The organism is Acetobacter oryzoeni, from assembly GCF_004014775.2.
Taxonomy (GTDB): domain Bacteria; phylum Pseudomonadota; class Alphaproteobacteria; order Acetobacterales; family Acetobacteraceae; genus Acetobacter; species Acetobacter oryzoeni.
Map to the genome: position 1 here is coordinate 1,056,894 of NZ_CP042808.1, position 13,390 is coordinate 1,070,283.

General features: G+C 56.4%; 15 protein-coding genes. 10 read left to right on the forward strand and 5 right to left on the reverse strand.

Going from position 1 to position 13,390, the window contains the following annotated elements:
* Positions 1-25: 25 nt before the first annotated feature.
* From EOV40_RS05010 to bioD, 3 genes are read left to right on the forward strand one after another with little or no spacing between them, the layout of a single operon-like run.
* A complete protein-coding gene (locus tag EOV40_RS05010) occupies positions 26-1,207 on the forward strand; it encodes an aminotransferase class I/II-fold pyridoxal phosphate-dependent enzyme (protein ID WP_128105202.1) in 1,182 nt (393 codons plus the stop codon).
* Positions 1,207-1,899, forward strand: coding sequence for an alpha/beta hydrolase (locus EOV40_RS05015; RefSeq protein ID WP_128105203.1), 693 nt, complete (start codon positions 1,207-1,209; stop codon positions 1,897-1,899). The genes EOV40_RS05010 and EOV40_RS05015 overlap by 1 nt, the downstream gene beginning before the upstream one ends.
* Complete coding sequence (gene bioD / locus EOV40_RS05020; protein WP_128105204.1) at positions 1,896-3,290, forward strand: dethiobiotin synthase; 1,395 nt, start codon at positions 1,896-1,898, stop codon at positions 3,288-3,290. Before EOV40_RS05015 ends, bioD begins: the two co-directional genes overlap by 4 nt.
* Positions 3,291-3,339: 49 nt before the next feature.
* Here the strand turns inward: bioD and lexA are convergent, their stop codons facing one another.
* Positions 3,340-3,990: a transcriptional repressor LexA gene (lexA, locus tag EOV40_RS05025; RefSeq protein WP_128105205.1), complete on the reverse strand. Its 651-nt coding sequence runs from the start codon at positions 3,988-3,990 to the stop codon at positions 3,340-3,342.
* An 85-nt stretch (positions 3,991-4,075) separates the two neighbouring features.
* On the reverse strand, positions 4,076-5,350 hold the full coding sequence (locus EOV40_RS05030) for a molybdopterin molybdotransferase MoeA (RefSeq protein ID WP_128105206.1): 1,275 nt from the start codon (positions 5,348-5,350) through the stop codon (positions 4,076-4,078).
* A gap of 69 nt (positions 5,351-5,419) precedes the next feature.
* On the opposite strand from EOV40_RS05030, the gene rpmG reads away from it, so the two are divergent.
* Positions 5,420-5,587, forward strand: a complete 168-nt coding sequence (rpmG, locus tag EOV40_RS05035; RefSeq protein ID WP_003623017.1) for a 50S ribosomal protein L33 — start codon at positions 5,420-5,422, stop codon at positions 5,585-5,587.
* A 113-nt stretch (positions 5,588-5,700) separates the two neighbouring features.
* Here the strand turns inward: rpmG and EOV40_RS05040 are convergent, their stop codons facing one another.
* Entirely contained in the window at positions 5,701-6,030 is a 330-nt protein-coding gene (locus tag EOV40_RS05040) for an FtsB family cell division protein (RefSeq protein WP_006115173.1), read from the reverse strand.
* 170 nt (positions 6,031-6,200) lie between these two features.
* Positions 6,201-7,481, reverse strand: coding sequence for a phosphopyruvate hydratase (eno, locus tag EOV40_RS05045; RefSeq protein ID WP_128105207.1), 1,281 nt, complete (start codon positions 7,479-7,481; stop codon positions 6,201-6,203).
* Between the two features lie 182 nt (positions 7,482-7,663).
* On the opposite strand from eno, the gene EOV40_RS05050 reads away from it, so the two are divergent.
* The 5 genes from EOV40_RS05050 (at position 7,664) to EOV40_RS05070 (ending at position 10,807) form a co-directional block, all read left to right on the forward strand.
* A complete protein-coding gene (locus EOV40_RS05050; protein WP_128105208.1) occupies positions 7,664-8,140 on the forward strand; it encodes a DUF3429 domain-containing protein in 477 nt (158 codons plus the stop codon).
* Positions 8,141-8,241: 101 nt separating this feature from the next.
* Positions 8,242-9,213 carry a glycine oxidase ThiO gene (gene thiO / locus EOV40_RS05055; protein WP_050820386.1) on the forward strand — a complete coding sequence of 324 codons (972 nt, stop codon included), beginning with the start codon at positions 8,242-8,244 and terminating at the stop codon, positions 9,211-9,213.
* A gap of 13 nt (positions 9,214-9,226) precedes the next feature.
* Positions 9,227-9,424, forward strand: a complete 198-nt coding sequence (thiS, locus tag EOV40_RS05060; RefSeq protein WP_128105209.1) for a sulfur carrier protein ThiS — start codon at positions 9,227-9,229, stop codon at positions 9,422-9,424.
* A gap of 4 nt (positions 9,425-9,428) precedes the next feature.
* Positions 9,429-10,205, forward strand: a complete 777-nt coding sequence (locus EOV40_RS05065) for a thiazole synthase (protein ID WP_042786617.1) — start codon at positions 9,429-9,431, stop codon at positions 10,203-10,205.
* Entirely contained in the window at positions 10,202-10,807 is a 606-nt protein-coding gene (locus EOV40_RS05070; RefSeq protein ID WP_003623431.1) for a thiamine phosphate synthase, read from the forward strand. Before EOV40_RS05065 ends, EOV40_RS05070 begins: the two co-directional genes overlap by 4 nt.
* A gap of 12 nt (positions 10,808-10,819) precedes the next feature.
* Here EOV40_RS05070 and recG read toward each other — a convergent pair whose 3' ends face one another.
* Positions 10,820-12,967, reverse strand: a complete 2,148-nt coding sequence (gene recG, locus EOV40_RS05075; protein WP_128105210.1) for an ATP-dependent DNA helicase RecG — start codon at positions 12,965-12,967, stop codon at positions 10,820-10,822.
* Positions 12,968-13,036: 69 nt separating this feature from the next.
* On the opposite strand from recG, the gene EOV40_RS05080 reads away from it, so the two are divergent.
* Complete coding sequence (locus EOV40_RS05080; protein WP_003623435.1) at positions 13,037-13,366, forward strand: FAD assembly factor SdhE; 330 nt, start codon at positions 13,037-13,039, stop codon at positions 13,364-13,366.
* Positions 13,367-13,390: the final 24 nt, after the last annotated feature.

The following is a 13,390-nucleotide window of genomic DNA, read 5'->3' on the forward strand; positions in this document are numbered from 1 at the left end:
TTCAGGCTGCGGCACCACATGTTACATGACGCGGTTTGATAATCTTTTCCAGAAGGGGCTGGCAGATCTGTCTGCTCAGGGGCGTTTGCGCACCTGTCAGCAATGGCAATATGCCGGGGGGGCGCTGCTCAAGCGTTCAGATGGCGTTGTGGTCACAGATTTTTCGTCCAACGATTATCTGGGCCTGCGCATGCATCCCTTGTTGCGTGAGCGGGCGTGTTCTTGGGCACAGGCAGAAGGCAGCGGCAGCGGTGCCTCCCGGTTGGTAACAGGCACATCCTCGCAGGCTTGTATGCTGGAAAAACGTGTGGCGCGGCTAAAGCACATGCAGGCGGCACGTTTGTTTTCTTCCGGCTGGCAGGCCAATGCCTCCCTAGTGCCAGCTTTGGCACGGCTTTCTGTGCAGGTATGTGGGGCACCCGCCGTTATTCTGGCGGATAAGCTTATCCATGCCAGCCTGTATCATGGTTGTGCAGCGGCTGGTATACGCCCGATTCGGTTCCGCCATAATGATGTGGCGCATCTTGAAAACCTGCTTCAGAAAACCGAAGGCACCGGCCTACGTATTGTGCTGACAGAAAGCGTGTTCAGCATGGATGGCGATGTAGCGGATATTGCCGCGCTGCATGAGGTCACCCAAAAATATGACGCTCTGCTATGTGTGGATGAAGCCCACGCAACCGGTATATTGGGGCCAGAAGGTGCCGGGTTGGCAAATGGGCTAGCCGATGTGGTGATAGGCACCTTCAGCAAGGCCTTGGGCAGTATGGGGGCATTTATTGCTGCCTCCGAAGGACTATGCAGATGGCTCGATAACGCGGCTTCTGGCTTTATCTATTCTACAGCGCCTTCTCCTTTGGTGTTGGGGGCTGTTGATGCAGCACTTGATTTGCTGCCGCAAATGGACGCCCAGCGTGCGCATGTTGCCGCACTTGCCGCCAGCTTTCGCCAGAAAATGCACGATGCGGGGCAGGATACAGGGCCATCCAGCACCCAGATTGTGCCCATTCTGGTAGGGCAGGAGCCACAGGCGCGCACTCTGGCCCAGAAGATGTTAGAGGCTGGTTTTCTGGCCGTGGCTATTCGTCCCCCCACGGTGCCACCAGGCGGCTGCCGTTTGCGGGTGGTTTTTCATGCCAACCATACATGGGCGCAAATGGAAGCGCTGGCTGATACGTTCATACGTGCCAGCAAAGGTTTGGCGTAATGGCGCGGCTTTTACCTGTGTTTGTTCACGGTTGGGCATTTGGGCCGGAGTTCTGGCAACCCGCGCTTGCGCAACTGAACTGGGCAGATGCAGTAACGTTGGACCTCGGTTTTTTAAAGCCAGAGGCGAGCGGTGTTACAAAAGCGATTACGCTGGATGATGTATGCCAAAAACAGCAGCCCATATTGGGGATTGGCCATTCCCTCGGCTTTATGTGGCTGATGATGCAACGCAGGCAGGGCGTTTTGCCGGCAGGGAGCCGGTTTGCAGGTATCAACACGTTTGCCTGCTTTGCCAGCCGAGAAGGTTTTTCTGAAGGTGTGGCGCCACGCATTGTGCAACGCATGATACGCGGCTTGGGGCGAGAACCTGCTGCGGTGGTAAATGATTTCCGCCAGCGCTGTGGAGCATCGCCTGTTTTTGCCGCACGCTGCCAGCCAGAAAAACTGGTGCATGGGCTGGATCTTCTGTGCACAGAAGATGTGCGGGCAGATTTGCCGTGTGGCTCGTTAGATGTGTTGGCAGGGCGGCAGGATGACATTGCCTCACCCAGTATGACTAAAGCCTCTTTTCCTGCTCCAGCTCATATAAAATGGGTGGAAAACGGAGGGCATCTGTTGCCTCAAACGCACCCGGTCGAATGTGCCTGGTTTTTGGAAACGCTGCGCAACAGGATGGAACAACAACGATGAAAACACCCACCCGCGCTGTGCGTATTTGCCAAAGTTTTGATGCCGCCGAAAAGTATGATCAAGCAGCCACGGTGCAACGTGTGGCAGCGCGTGAACTGTTCCAGCGCATACACACCAGCATGGATGCCAAAAAGCCCCTGCGTATTTTGGAAATTGGTTGCGGCACTGGGTTGCTAACCGAACATCTGCGCGCTTGCTGGCCTGATGCAGATATTCTGGCAACGGATTTTGCGCCAAATATGCTCGCGCGGGCTAAAAGCCGGTTAGGGGAAAGTGTTTCCTACCATCAGATGGACGCGACCACGCCAGATGTGAACGGCCCATTTGATCTGATTTGTGGCAATCTGATTATGCAATGGTTACCAGAACCCGCAAAGGTTTTGCGCACTCTTGCAAAGCTTCTGGCTCCGGGTGGTGTGCTTGCGGTTTCTACATTGCTGGACGGCACATTTGCTGAATGGCAACAGGCCTGTAAGCAAGAAGGACAACAGGCAGCAACTCCGGTTTACCCAGAATTAACCGCTGTGCAAAGTTGGTGCCCGCCTGCGTTTTCTGGTGGTTGGGCAGAGCAGGATATTGTGCAGGCTTTTGCAGATGGGCTGGATTTTGTACGGCATCTGAAGGCTACAGGCGCATCTGTTCCGCGCGATGGCGCTGTGCCGTTATCTTCTACATATTTGCGCCGCGTTGCTTTGCGGTTTCAGCAAGCAGGATGCGCCATTACATGGCGTGTTGGGTATGCCTGTTTCCGTAAGCCACCACGCAAAGGCGTATTTGTAACGGGCACCGATACTGGCATTGGCAAAACGCTGGTTTCCGCCTGCTTGGTGCGGTGCTGGCAGGGGGCTTATTGGAAGCCCTTGCAAAGCGGTTTGGCGGATGAGGAAGGGGATACCCCTACAGTGAAGCACCTTGCCGGAGATCCGCCTTGCTTCAAACCCGCAGGGGCTTTTCTTGCGCCCCTTTCTCCCGATGCTGCAGCGCGTGCAGAAGGTGTGCAGGTTGATCCCGCCCAACTGGCGCTGCCACAAGGTGATGCAGATAAGCCGCTGGTTGTAGAAGGCGCAGGCGGCCTGATGGTGCCTGCAACGCCAGACCTGATGATGATTGATCTGGCCCAACGCTGGGGCTTGCCCGTAGTGCTGGTGGCGCGGAGTGAGCTTGGCACGCTTAACCATACTTTGTTGAGCTTGGAAGCCTTGCGTGCCCGGCACATTGCCGTGGCTGGTGTGGTGCTAAGTGGCCCACTGAATGCAGAAAACCGTGAGACAATCGCGCAAAAAGGCAGGGTGCGTATTCTGGCAGAAGTGCCGTTTTGTGCGGAAATTACACCAGATGTGGTGTCTGAACTGGCGAAGCTTTTCCCGCAGTGGGACGATGTCTGCCAGTAATAGAAAAACAGATACCTGCAGGGTAAGTTTTGCCCCGCAGGTATTTGCCTTAATATTGACGGATCAACCCAGCCAAGCAGCCCTGAATACGCAGCTTTTCAGCCGGAACAATACGGGTTTCGTAGCTGGAATTGGCAGGTTCCAGCGCAATCATGTTGCCCTTGCGGCGCAGGCGTTTGAGCGTAACTTCATGCTCATCAATTAGCGCCACCACAATCTGCCCATTTTCGGCTTGATCTGTGCGGCGGATAATGACGTTGTCACCATCCAGAATGCCAGCATCCACCATGGAATCTCCGGCTACTTCCAACGCGTAGTAATCACCGCTGCCCAGCATTTCGGCAGGAACCGTGAGCGCATGGGTGGTATCAGGCACGGCTTCTATGGGTAGGCCTGCGGCAATGCGCCCATAAAGCGGGATTCGTACGGTTTCGGCTTTGGGGCGTGTAAAGCTGGCACGCACCACGTTGGGTGGCAGTTCCTGCATTTCTGGCAGTTGAATAACTTCCAGCGCCCGCGCCCGATGGTGATGACGGCGCAAGAACCCGCGTTCTTCCAGCCCGGAAATAAGCCGGTGAATGCCAGATTTGGAGCGCAGGCCCATAGCCTCACGCATTTCATCAAAGGAAGGTGAGAAACCTGTTTGTTTGAGGTGCGAATCAATAAAAAGCAGGAGTTTGTGCTGTTTGCGCGTCAGCATATCGCACCTCAAAAAGCGGCTGTCGTAATGAAAAAAAATCTTGCGATTGTTCTACATAAGTTCTCTTTTTATGTCAAGGGAGCGATCAGGGCAGGCGGATTATCTGGCAGGGTGTGCCTGCTTTTTGTGCCGGAGCAAAGGGGGCACGCATTACCAAAACCTGGCTTTGCTTGAGAATGTTCAGCTGTGCTGAATCCTGCCGGGAAAAAGGCGTGGCCACAGGTACAGCGCCTTGCGGGGAGGGCGCAAGTGTTGCGCGTAAAAAATCCTGCCGGGCATCGTTTTCTTTCACATCACAGCCCAGAATGGCGGGTTCTGTTTGGAGTTCATCGCCAACGGGTAGCCCCATAAGAGCGTGCAGGGCAGGTGTTACAAACACAATGGAGCACACCATGGCGGCCACGGGGTTACCGGGCAGGCCAATAATGGGCGTATTACCCAGCCGGCCAGACATAAGCGGTTTGCCGGGGCGCATGGCAATTTTCCAGAAATCCTGCTGTAGCCCGATTTCGGCCAGAGCAGGGCGCACCAGATCGTAATCTCCCACGCTTGCACCACCAATGCTCACCAGCATATCCAACGAGGCAGCTTGGCGGAACTGGGTTGTCAGGCTTTCCATATTGTCGCGCGCAATGGGGAGCATAATGGTTTCTGCGCCCTGCTGTTGTAGGAGGGCAGCCACCATGAAGGTGGCGGAATTGAAAATGCCATCTGCCGGGGCTGGGTCTCCGGGCAGGATAATTTCATCACCTGTGGCCAGAATACCTACGCGTGGGCGGCGCGAAACCGTAAGCCACACATGCCCGCCTGCAGCAGCCAACCCGATATCTCGAGGGCCGAGTCTGCGCCCAGCTGGCAACAACTCATCGTTTTTCTGAAAATCCTGCCCCTGCTGGCGAATATACTGCCCTTGGCGTGCCGGGGCCGTCAGCTTGGCGTGATCACCTTCACGCTGCACGTTTTCCTGAATGATAACGGTATCTGCGCCAGCGGGAATTTGCGCGCCGGTAAATAGCCGTACACATTCCTCCTTCTGCACTGTAACAGTGCATGGGTGGCCTGCGGGGGCTTCGCCCACAATGCGCAAAACCGCGCCTTCCAGCGCATCTTCCGCTTTTGCGGCATATCCATCCATTGCGGAAACAGAAACCGGTGGGTTGGCCGTGCGGGCATGAACGGGCTGGGCCAGCACGCGGCCACATGCCTGCGAAATCAGCACAATTTCCTGCCCGCATGTTTTTAGGTTTTTAAGAATTCGGGCGCGCGCAACAGCCACATCCAGCATAAAAATTCCTCCTTTTTTGGCCTGTTGCACCGCTTTGATGCAAGAATACTTGACCTTTTGCACTTGTATGCGCATTTTGCCGGCACTTGAACACCGTCGGTGCCGTTTATGCGGCTCCGTACATCATGCTCTGCTGAGGAAGTCATGGCCAAGACCAACGTTATCAAGATCCGTCTCGTCTCCACGGCGGACACCGGTTACTTCTACGTGACCAAGAAAAATGCTCGTGCGCACACCGGTAAAATGGAACTGAAGAAGTACGATCCGGTTGCTCGCAAGCACGTCGTGTTCCGCGAAGCCAAGATCAAATAATCTGCATTCTTCGGAATATGGATGAAAAAAACGGCGCTCTCGGGCGCCGTTTTTTTTATGCCTGATTGTGCCGAAAGAATATGTTATCCGGCACAGATATTAAGGGGAGGCGCTTAAAACAGCGGGTCTCGCCTATCGTAGGGCACAACAATATCATTCCGGTCTGCCATGTTCAGCATGGCGCGGGCGCGTTCATCCAGAATATCTGTATCCAGGGATTGTTCACGCAGGCCGTTTACGCGGCGGTGCCATGCAGCCTGCTCGGCAATGGCATCCTGTTTGGATTGTTTGGCCTGTTCCAGCAGCCCCAATTGCTGCTTGTAAGCCTGAATACCGTGATCACCCTGCGTTGCGTTCCAGCCAAAATAGCCTGCAATGCCAAGAAAAACCAAAGGGGGCACAACCGCCCGCACTGTGCGACGAATGAAACGACCGATCTGCACTCTGGCGCTGCCTTTTTTCTGGTTCTGTGCAGTTTAGCCTGCACCTCTGGGTCTGTCTTTCTGTCTAAACCATGAAGTGTGGCAGCGCCAAGGCATGAGCGCATGAAAAAAGCCGCCTCCGGGTGGGAGAGCGGCTTTTTTGCAACCTGTTGCGCCAAAAGCGCTGTGGTTTATGCGGTTTTTAAAATGGTGCGGCCTGCATAGCGTGCAGCAGTTGCCAGTTCCTGCTCAATACGGATGAGCTGGTTGTATTTGGCTGTCCGATCGGAGCGGGAAAGGGAGCCGGTTTTGATCTGCCCACAGTTTGTGGCCACAGCCAGATCAGCAATGGTGGAATCTTCTGTTTCACCAGAGCGATGGCTCATCACGGCGGTGTAGCCAGCGCGATGCGCCATTTCCACAGCCTGAAGTGTTTCTGTCAGCGTGCCAATCTGGTTGACCTTCACCAGCAGGGAGTTGGCAACACCAGCCTGAATGCCGCGGCGCAGGCGTTCCGGGTTGGTTACAAACAGATCATCCCCAACCAGCTGGATTTTCTTGCCCAGTTCGTGCGTCAGCAGGGCCCAGCCTTCCCAGTCATCTTCAGCCATGCCGTCTTCGATGGAAACAATCGGGTAACGGCTTACAAGGTCAGACAGGTAAGACACCATGCCAGCGGAATCGAATACCTTGCCTTCGCCCTTCAGGTTGTATTTGCCGTCCTTGAAGAACTCGGTGCTGGCGCAGTCCAGCGCAAAGGTCACGTCTTCACCCGGGCGGTAGCCTGCGGCTTCCACGGCACGGGTGATAAAGCCCAGTGCTTCATCGGCAGATTTAAGGGCGGGGGCAAAGCCGCCTTCATCCCCAACATTGGTGTTGTAGCCAGCAGCGCTCAGGGCCTTTTTCAGCTGGGCAAAAATTTCCGAACCCCAGCGGATGGCATCGGCCACAGTAGGCGCACCCACCGGCTGCACCATGAATTCCTGAATATCAATGGGGTTATCTGCATGTTCACCACCGTTGACAATATTCATCATTGGCACGGGCAGAACATGGGCAAACACGCCACCAATGTAGCGGTAGAGTGGCACATGCAGTTCGGCTGCCGTGGCTTTGGCAATGGCGAGGGACACACCCAGAATGGCGTTGGCACCCATGCGGCTTTTGTTGGGTGTGCCATCCAGATCAATCATGGCGTTGTCGATATCGATCTGATCTGCCGATTCGGCACCCTGTAGCGTGGGCAGAATTTCGTTTTCAATGTTCTCAACAGCTTTGAGAACACCCTTGCCACCAAACCGCTTGGGGTCACCATCGCGCAGTTCTACGGCTTCATGCGCACCGGTTGAGGCACCAGAAGGTACAGCCGCACGCCCTCTGGCGCCGGATGCCAGCTCCACATCTACTTCAACCGTTGGGTTGCCGCGGCTGTCCAGAATTTCACGTGCGATAATGTCAACAATGGCACTCATTGGTGTTTCCGTTCCTTTATTGTCTGGCCTCTGGCGGCAGAAGCCGGTGTTATTTTTTTTGGTTCCGGGCGGAACACGGTGGGCAGGGTAAACCTGCCTACGGTTGCTAGTGGCCGCCTGTTGGGCTTTTCTGTCAACCATATTGGGTATGAAATTATCAGGTAAGGGCCTGCTGCACGTTCATGAAAAAACTTCCATTTCTGGCTGTGGTGCTTATGGCAGCAGGGCTCTTGCCCTTTGTTGCCTGCACATGCGGCATTGTGTTTTTCGATTCCGGCGTACCTGTGCCCAATCTGCTGATGGCGTTGGTGATTTACGGGGCAGTAAGCCTATCTTTTATCGGGGCCGTGCATTGGGGGCTGGCGCTGGAGCTTGATCGCGCCATTCTGACAAGCGGGGCAGACAGGGCCGATAATCTGCGTTTGGTTTTGGGTGTGGTGCCCGCTTTTGCCGGGTGGATTGCGGCTTACTTGGCCTATGCATGGGTGCCGCTTGCCGGGGTGATTATTCTGGCAGCGTTTTTTCCGCTGGTGGCGTTGGCTGAACGTAGCGCATGGCAGCGTGGCTGGTTGCCGCCCGGCTATATGAGCATGCGCTGGATTGCCACGGCGGTAACGGAATGTTGCCTGCTTATGGTGCTGCTTGTGCGGGCATTCTAAACACTAAAGCGGCATAAGCCCTTGCAGAAGCAGGGTTTGAGGCGTGTTATAACGCCCAGATGCAGCAGCACAGCGCCAGTAACGGAGGCAAGGTAGAAAGTATGAACGGCAAACCGCGCATTCTGGTAAAAGGGGCCGGTGTGGCGGGTATGACAGCCGCCGTAGCATTGGCTGAACGGGGTGGCGATGTCACCCTGTATGAAAGCGGAGGCCGCGTGGGGGCCGGGGCTTCATGGATGGCAGGTGGCATGCTTGCCCCGTGGTGCGAGGCCGAATCTGCGCCAGAGGAAGTCACCGCCCAATCCATCGATTCGGTAGAGTGGTGGGCCGAGCATGTGCCCGATGTCACGCGTGAAGGTAGCCTTGTGCTGGCACCTGCGCGAGATGTGGGGGAAATTGCCCGCTTTGGCCGTCGCACATCGCATTTTCAGACGGTAGGCACAGTAGAAATCACTCAGCTTGAGCCCGATCTGGCAGGCCGTTTCCATAAAGGGCTGTTCTTTCCCGATGAAGGGCATGTGGACCCGCGCAAGGCCTTAAAGGCTCTTCTGGCACGGTTGGAACAACTGGGAGGCCACGCCGAGTTTGGTGAAACCTGCCCGGATGAAGCCACGTTTGATTGGGTGGTGGAGTGCACCGGCCTTGCTGCGCGTGAAAAGCTGGACAATCTGCGAGGCGTGCGGGGTGAAATGTTGCTACTGCGCTGCCCGGATGTCACCTTGCATCGGCCTGTGCGTATGCTGCACCCGCGCATACCGGTTTACATTGTGCCAAGGGCTGACCATGTGTTCATGGTCGGGGCCACAATGATTGAAAGCGAAAATGCTGGCGGCATGACGGTGCGTTCCATGATGGAACTTCTGAACGCGGCATGGACCCTGCACCCCGGTTTTGCCGAGGCGGAAATTCTGGAAATGGGCACAGGTTTGCGTCCGTCTTACCCAGATAACATGCCCCGCGTGGTGCAGGATGGAAAACGCATTTATATCAACGGTATGTACCGGCACGGTTTTCTGCTTTCTCCCGCTCGGGCGCGGGAGGCGGCAGACTTGATATTCGGCCCACAGGCCTAAGGAGCAACGCCCGATGAAAGTTGTGGTTAACGATACAGCGCACGAGGTTTCTGCCAAAACACTGGCGGCCCTGATAGATGAGCTCGGCTATAGCAGTGCACGCATTGCTACTGCGCTGAATGGTCGGTTTGTGCCCAAGGCAACGCGCAATGAAACGCCGCTGGAAGAAGGGGCGCAAATTGAAATTGTTGCCCCCATGCAAGGGGGCTGAGGGCATGGCTGTTTCATTTTACGGGCAGGATGTTGTCTCGCCACTCATGCTGGGTACGGCCCAGTATCCATCCCCCGAGATTTTGCGCGATGCCGTGCTGGCTGCGCAGCCGGGTGTTGTAACTGTTTCCCTCCGCCGCGAATCTGCGGGGGAGCGTGCCGGGCAGGCGTTCTGGTCTCTCATTCAGGAACTCAAGGTGCCGGTGCTGCCAAATACGGCGGGTTGCCACACGGTTAAGGAAGCCGTCACCACTGCGCACATGGCGCGGGAAGTGTTCGGTACGGATTGGGTGAAGCTGGAAGTGATTGGGGAGCTGGATACGCTCCAGCCAGATGTGTTCGGGCTTGTAGAGGCCGCGCGTATTCTTACCGAAGATGGTTTCAAGGTGTTCCCCTACACCACGGAAGATTTGGTGGTGGCGGAAAAACTTCTGGCCGTGGGGTGCGAGGTGCTGATGCCGTGGGGTGCGCCTATTGGTTCTGGCAAGGGTTTGAACAACGTGTTCGGCCTGCGGGCCATGCGGGCGCATTTTCCCGGTGTGCCATTGGTGGTGGATGCCGGTATTGGTGTGCCCTCCCACGCCGCGCAGGCGCTGGAGTTAGGTTATGATGCGGTGCTGATAAACACCGCCGTGGCCAAGGCGGGAGACCCCGTAAATATGGCCCGTGCGTTTCGTCTGGCGGTAGAGGCCGGGGAGCTGGCCCGTATTGCAGACCCAATGGAAGAGCGCGATATGGCTGTTCCTTCTACTCCCGTTGCAGGAAAGGCCATGCTGGCATGACAGCTCTGCCCCAAAAGATTTATCCCGTTGTTGATAGCGCCACATGGGTGGACAGGCTGGGCGGTGCAGGTGCACGCTTTATTCAGCTCCGCCTGAAGGATATGGAAGAAGACGCCCTGCGCGCAGAAATTCGGCAAGGCCATGCCTATGCCAAACAGCACGGCGTATGCCTTGTGTTGAACGATTATTGGCAGATCGCGCTGGATGAAGGCATAGATTACATTCATCTGGGGCAGGAAGATCTGGATACGGCAGATCTGGCCGCCATTCGCAAAGGCGGTATCCGCCTTGGCATTAGCACCCATTGCCATGAAGAGCTGGATCGCGCTCTAAGCTGCAACCCGGATTACGTGGCCCTTGGCCCTATATGGGAAACCAAGCTGAAAAAAATGGCGTTTGGCCCCCAAGGCCCACTGAAGCTGACAGAATGGCGCAAGCTGATTGGCAACCTGCCACTGGTTGCCATTGGCGGCATTACGCTGGAACGCGCCTGGGCGTGCATTGAGGCCGGGGCCGATAGTGTTTCTGCCGTATCTGCCTTTATTCGCCAGCCAGACCCGGAAGGGCAGGTTAAGGCGTGGCTGGCAGCCGTAGAAGGCTAAAGCTGCAACCGTTTAGCCGCCGCTGAAAATGCGCGCGGCGTCGGTTTTGTTAAATAACGTCAGCAAAATGCGGGCTGCTACCGGCAAGTTCTTTTCTGGCGCGCTGGTGGGTGGGCCATCGGGGAGAATCTCCGTGGCTTCATCATGTGCTGTGTCTAACAGCATATCCACCAGCATTTCCGGCGCCATACGATAATCGGGAAGGCCGGATTGGCGACGGCCCGTTGCCTCACCTCCGCCACGGAGGCGAAAATCTTCATCCGCAATTAAAAAGCCGTCTTCCGTTTCCTTCAGGCAGGAAAGCCTGCGGCGTGCCGTTAGGCCCAAGCCTTCATCATGCAGCATAAGGCAGAAGGAGGCATCTGCCCCACGCCCCACACGGCCACGGAGTTGATGCAACTGCGCCAGCCCAAAGCGTTCTGCATGTTCTATCACCATAATTGTGGCGGAGGGCACATCCACGCCCACTTCAATTACGGTGGTGGCCACCAGCATGCGGGTTTCACCTTTGGCAAAGGCTTGCAGCACGTCCTCACGCACATTGGCATCCTGCTGCCCATGCGCCAGCCCGATTTTATCTCCAAACCGCTCAACCAAAGCCGCATGCCGGGCCTCGGCGGCAGCCAGATCCATGGCTTCGCTTTCAGAAACCAGCGGGCACACCCAAAAAATCTGTGCACCTTTGTCCAGCGCGCGGCCAATGCCTGCCAGCACATCTTCAAAGTTGCCAAGGCTGTGTAGGGATGTACGCACAGGCTTACGGCCAGCCGGTTTGCCTTCCAGCCGGCTGATCTGCATTTCCCCAAAGCGGGTGAGCAACAACGTGCGGGGGATGGGGGTTGCCGTCATCACCAGCATATCGGCATCACGGCCTTTTTCCACCAATGCCAGACGTTGATCGACCCCAAAGCGATGTTGCTCATCAATCACGGCCAGCCCTAGATCAGCAAATTTTACGCCGTCTTGCACAAGCGCATGGGTGCCCACCACCAGCTTGGCGGTGCCATCGGCAATATCCTGCAAAGTTTGTTTGCGCGCCTTGCCTTTAACGGAGCTGGATAAAAACGCCACCGGCACGGGGGCAAGCCGGCGGAACGTAGCTGCGTGCTGGCGGGCCAGTATTTCTGTTGGGGCCATAAGGGCGGCTTGAGTGCCAGATTCCACCGCACGCAGCATGGCCATAAGGGCCACAAGCGTTTTGCCTGCGCCTACATCGCCTTGCAAAAGGCGGCTCATGCAGTGCGGGGTGGCCATATCGGCTTCAATTTCACGCAGCACATGTTTTTGGCCGTAGGTTAGCTCATGCCCAAAGCTGGCGAGGGCCTGCTTTTGCAAGTGGCCATCACCATTCAGGCTACGGCCAGGCCGGGCGCGGGATGCCTGCTGGGCAATGCGCATGGCCAGTTGGTCTGCCAGCAGTTCATCACATGCCAAACGCGCCTGCGCACGTGTGCGGTTTCCATGCCACGCATCCCCCTGTGCGCTATCGGGAATGGTGTCTGGAAAGTGCATCCAGTTCAGGGCCGTGGCAAAATCCGGCCAGTTTTTTTGTTTGATAAGGGCCTTGTCATGCCATTCGGGCAGGTTGGGCGGCAAAAGGCGGAGGGCGGCTGCCATGGCCATGCGCACCTGCCCGGTAAACAGTCCAGCCGTAAGGGGCCAAACGGGGTCTAGCAGCGGAATGCGCTCTATCTGGTTTGCGGGGACCAGGTAATCGGGGGATGTGATGGTCAGCTTATCGCCAAAGCGTTCTACCTTGCCGGAAAGGGCAATGCTTTCTCCCTTCACAACCTGTTTGGTCTGCCAGGGGGAAAAGAAGGCGACTTCCAGCACACCCGTGGCATCATCAATCATTACCCGCCACGGCTGGCGGGTGCGCGGTGCGGGGCTGCGAATATCTTGCACCACGCCTGTAACGGTTGCGATTGTATCGGGCCTGAGTTGCGCCAGTGTGGGGCGCAGCCTGCGGTCTGTAATGCTTTCGGGCAGGCAGAACAGCAGGTCCATTACCCTGCGTCCGCCTGCAATGCGGCCCAACAGCTTGGCGCGTGCGGTGCTGACGCCAGGCAGGCTTTCAAGCGGGGCCAGTAATGGGGCTAGGGCAGAATTGCCATCTTGCCCAGGAACCGAAGAGGATGTGAAGGAAAGGGGACTGGACACAAGCGATACACAAGCCTCTGTTTGGCAGGCTGACAGACAGGTTTAGCAACGGTATAGGATACCAGCGCCATGCAAGACAATTTTACAGCTTCTTCTCCCTCATCTTCCTCCAGCGCATCTGGCGTGGCGGAAGATAATCTGGCTGCCCGCAGGCGGCGGCTGAAGTTCCGTGCCAACCATCGGGGCACGTTTGAAACAGATATTCTGATTGGCGGCTTTGTAGAAGCCAATGCAGATACCATGACGGCAGAAGAACTGACGGACATGGAAAACATTTTGGAAATGCCAGATCCGGAACTGACAGACTGGCTGTTTGGCCGCCTGCCATTGCCGGAAGAGAAAGCCACCCCCATGTTACGCCGTATGGTGGAAGATAGCCGTATCAGGCGCGGCGGTTAATAAAAACCCTTCAGGCTCCGGCAC

Coding starts and splice junctions, on each gene's coding strand:
- EOV40_RS05010 (WP_128105202.1), top strand. CDS start 26: ATGACGCGGTTTGATAATCTTTTCCAGAAGGGGCTGGCAGATCTGTCT.
- EOV40_RS05015 (WP_128105203.1), top strand. CDS start 1,207: ATGGCGCGGCTTTTACCTGTGTTTGTTCACGGTTGGGCATTTGGGCCG.
- bioD (WP_128105204.1), top strand. CDS start 1,896: ATGAAAACACCCACCCGCGCTGTGCGTATTTGCCAAAGTTTTGATGCC.
- lexA (WP_128105205.1), bottom strand. CDS start 3,990: ATGCTGACGCGCAAACAGCACAAACTCCTGCTTTTTATTGATTCGCAC.
- EOV40_RS05030 (WP_128105206.1), bottom strand. CDS start 5,350: ATGCGCATACAAGTGCAAAAGGTCAAGTATTCTTGCATCAAAGCGGTG.
- rpmG (WP_003623017.1), top strand. CDS start 5,420: ATGGCCAAGACCAACGTTATCAAGATCCGTCTCGTCTCCACGGCGGAC.
- eno (WP_128105207.1), bottom strand. CDS start 7,481: ATGAGTGCCATTGTTGACATTATCGCACGTGAAATTCTGGACAGCCGC.
- EOV40_RS05050 (WP_128105208.1), top strand. CDS start 7,664: ATGAAAAAACTTCCATTTCTGGCTGTGGTGCTTATGGCAGCAGGGCTC.
- thiO (WP_050820386.1), top strand. CDS start 8,242: ATGAACGGCAAACCGCGCATTCTGGTAAAAGGGGCCGGTGTGGCGGGT.
- thiS (WP_128105209.1), top strand. CDS start 9,227: ATGAAAGTTGTGGTTAACGATACAGCGCACGAGGTTTCTGCCAAAACA.
- EOV40_RS05065 (WP_042786617.1), top strand. CDS start 9,429: ATGGCTGTTTCATTTTACGGGCAGGATGTTGTCTCGCCACTCATGCTG.
- EOV40_RS05070 (WP_003623431.1), top strand. CDS start 10,202: ATGACAGCTCTGCCCCAAAAGATTTATCCCGTTGTTGATAGCGCCACA.
- EOV40_RS05080 (WP_003623435.1), top strand. CDS start 13,037: ATGCAAGACAATTTTACAGCTTCTTCTCCCTCATCTTCCTCCAGCGCA.